The sequence below is a fragment of the Burkholderia sp. BCC0397 genome (assembly GCF_902832865.1).
Taxonomy (GTDB): Bacteria; Pseudomonadota; Gammaproteobacteria; order Burkholderiales; family Burkholderiaceae; genus Burkholderia.
Genome location: NZ_CADFDL010000026.1, coordinates 1 through 3,303, shown reverse-complemented (window position 1 = coordinate 3,303; position 3,303 = coordinate 1). Strand labels below are relative to the sequence as shown.

General features: G+C 50.5%; 3 protein-coding genes. All 3 read right to left on the bottom strand.

The window, feature by feature from the left end; translation table 11 throughout:
• Positions 1-29: 29 nt before the first annotated feature.
• Positions 30-1,985: a hypothetical protein gene (locus tag HWX03_RS36575; RefSeq protein WP_175874666.1), complete on the bottom strand. Its 1,956-nt coding sequence runs from the start codon at positions 1,983-1,985 to the stop codon at positions 30-32.
• Positions 1,986-1,987: 2 nt separating this feature from the next.
• A complete protein-coding gene (locus HWX03_RS36570) occupies positions 1,988-2,626 on the bottom strand; it encodes a hypothetical protein (protein ID WP_175874665.1) in 639 nt (212 codons plus the stop codon).
• A gap of 77 nt (positions 2,627-2,703) precedes the next feature.
• On the bottom strand, positions 2,704-3,303 hold a 600-nt coding region (locus HWX03_RS36565; RefSeq protein WP_175874664.1), incomplete at its 5' end, for a matrixin family metalloprotease.

Sequence of the window (3,303 nt, the reverse complement as noted above, 5' to 3'; positions counted from 1 at the left end):
TCGTCATTTCTCGGATTCCTTTGCCTGCATTATCGCCGGCTCAGGCCCTGGCCGTTCCACTTATCCGGTTGTCTGAATTCGCGCGGCCACCTCTCAACGCCATTGCCGTTGATCGTGTCGAAGGCGCCGTTCGTATCGCCCAGAACCGTACAAGTATTAGCCGCAAGATTGATAACGTCGCCGCCACCGTAGACACCAGCCGTGTCACCAGCGGCCTCATTGATGCCGTCGTTGCTGCCGTTGATATTGACTTGGCTGTTGATGTTGAGGCCGATACCGGTATCTTGGCCGTTTGCGGTCTTACTACCTAACACGTCGTTACTGGCGTTGATCGTATCGAAGTTGCCGTTTGTGTTGCCCACCACCGTGAGCGCTCCGGCAGTTGTGTTGATCGTGTTGCCGCCCCCGTAAATGCCAACACTATCGCCGGTCGCCTCGTTTACGCCGTTGCCGCTACCATTTATGTTGGCTTGGGCGTTCGTGCTCAGCAGGATACCGGTGGGTTGATCGTTGACAGTCGTACCGCCCAAGTGGTCGCCATTGGCGTTAACCGTATCGAAGTTGCCACTCGTACCGGTGATGTATGCCTGAGTGCCAGCAGTAGCGTTGATGATGTTGCCGCCACCGTTTGCGACAAGATAGTCGCCAGCCGATTCGCTAATGCCGTTATTGCTGCCGTCGACCGTGACGCTGTCAGACCCTGCGACGTTGACAGTAGCTGCCGAGCCGTTGACTGTGCCACCGGAGTTTGCCTCGAACGTCACACTAGACGCAGCGCCGGTGGCTGACAGGTTTACGTTGTAGCCGACACCGGTAAGTTGGAAGGTGTCGCCAGCTTGAGCGTTAATGACGTGATTGCCATTGAGGATCGTCGTGTCGTAATCAGCCCCGTTCACGTCGATGGTATTGGCGTTTGTAGTCAAGGTCAATCCGGATGCATTCACATCAACTGGCGTACTGACGTTCGTGACAGTTTCGACTTCTGAGCCATCGCTGGAGAATTGCTGCGTAGACACGACTGAACCCGTGGCGTCCGTCATCGTTGCCGAATAGCTGCCATTGGAGTTGTGAGTGTAGGTAATGGTCGAAACGATGTTTCCGGAAGCGTTGGTGTACGCAGCTGAGGATATTTCGGAGTTGGTGAAGCCAAAATTTTCACTTGATCCATCAGACAGCTTTATTGAGGCAGATTGCAGGCCGCCAGATGATGGATTGTAATCAATGGAGACGTTGGATGCATTAATGTACTGAGTGCCTTGCAATCCAAGTTGTGATGCGTTGGGGGTATCCGAGTGGAATTGCTGGTATAAAATGCCAGGAGTGTTGGCGTAATAGTCATAAAACAGCACGCCTGTATTGTCAATTGGGATCGTTCCAGCGATGCCGGATGCAACCTCTTCGAACTTTGAGAGATCCTGCTCGGGTGAAATGCCATTTTCTTTGTCGGTGGAAAATGCATTATCCAATGCAGACTGCAGGGTTTCGTTGGAGTTAGCGTCTCCATTCAGCTTAATTGTCGCTCCTGCATTTTTGGATATTTGTTGCTGGACGACATAGTTGTTGGCTTCGGACTCTGCCTCTGTAATAGTCCCAACGACGCCTGACATTTGACCGGCTGTCGGATCATTGGGGTTTGGGACGAGACTATTGTAGAGGTTTTGATCGTTCGAATAATTCTCGAAGTGACCCAGCTCATAACTCAAGTCGCCGACGAAGCTTGTTGCACTTTCGCCGATGACGTTCGGCCCCATTTGAATTTGCTGCACTCCGGGCGAAAGAGTAACAGTTTGAAGACGATTTCCCGATCCGGAAATTTCACCGATAGGCTGTGCGGTTCCGTTGTTGATGGCGGCTTGATAGTCGTTCAATTCTGCAACGAGAAGCGGGCTGCTGTTAATGTAGTCCAGTTCTGTCTGAGTAAGTTTGCCTGCGCCACCCCAGAGCGTTTCGTTTCCTGTGATCGGAGTCAGATTGTTTCCAGCCATGATTATTTTATCCCGGTGAAATTTTGAGAGAAATTCACGTACTTAACGCATCGCTTGGGGAGCATATAGGTTGATGTCATTTCGACATCGATATCTCTCCCCGGGTCTCCTGAATATTTCACTCTAAACATCCCTCTGGTCTCTGAGTAAAGTGAATTATTCTTGAATTCATTTTTTACATCATCTTCGGTGATGCACAGTTTTTCTGTATTGAAGATAATGCTGGCAACTGCGCCAATTTTCCCGCTCGGAAGAAATACCTTGGCATAGGGGCGAACGTAATTTCCATTTATCCCAAATTTTTCATCAAAGTAATCGGGTATGGTCGTGTAATAATATTGCTGAACATCCCAGTCGTGAGACTTTGCGGATCCTGGGTAAGGCTGGCTGCGCAAATATTGAAGATCGTCATATCCGTTCACATGCCTTGTTTCGCCTCCGGCCATGGAAATTCCTAACTTTGATTCGTAAAAAAGTTCGTCCGATAAATCCCCGTGATCAACTATTTCTTTAATATTAATCAATATTGTTTTTTTGATATTTATTTGATCTGGGTTGTCGGGGTTTGTTTTTCCTGAGTTATATTCGGATGCTAGAGATGCGGGCGATCCCGCGAAGGAAAATGACAATAAAAGTGCCACCGCGAAATGTGCTGATATAGTGATATATCGATTGTGCATTTCGAAGTATTTTCTTAATGGAGACGCGATTGACAACATTAATGCGCTCCGGCGATCAACTGAACATGCTGCGATGCCTGTTCTGCCGAAGCGATCGAAGTGGTGGTCGCCAACGCTGCAGGGGCATGACCTGCCATCGCTTGAATCAAGGCTGCAGTTTGCGCCGAGGAACCGTACAGGGCCTGGACGGCGTTGATATCGGTCTGGTCTAGCGACCGGTTGGACGAGGTCAGATCGTAGTTCATGATCGAACTCGAATCTGCATTGTCTGCCAACCCCAGCGCGTGGCCGATTTCGTGCAACGCGGTCTGATAGAAGGTGGCATCCGTCCCGGCGTAGATCTGGTCACTGATCGAACCATGAGCAAGCGCGTCCTGCGTCGGGGATTCGAGTTCGATCCTGGCCCCTGAGGCAATGACACCTTGAGATGCCTTAAATGTCGTGTAGCCAACCTCACCGGTACTGGCCGTGTTCAGGTCCGCCCAATCGATCGAAATATCGGCAGAAGCGTTGCCCGATACTTCCTGGAATTTGAGTCCGGAAGCAGCCGCCCACGTTGCAAAGGCTTGTTCGACCTCTTTTTCGTACTGCCCGTTTTGCGGACCATTGGCGCTGTCGAAGTTCCAGGTGATCGTGGA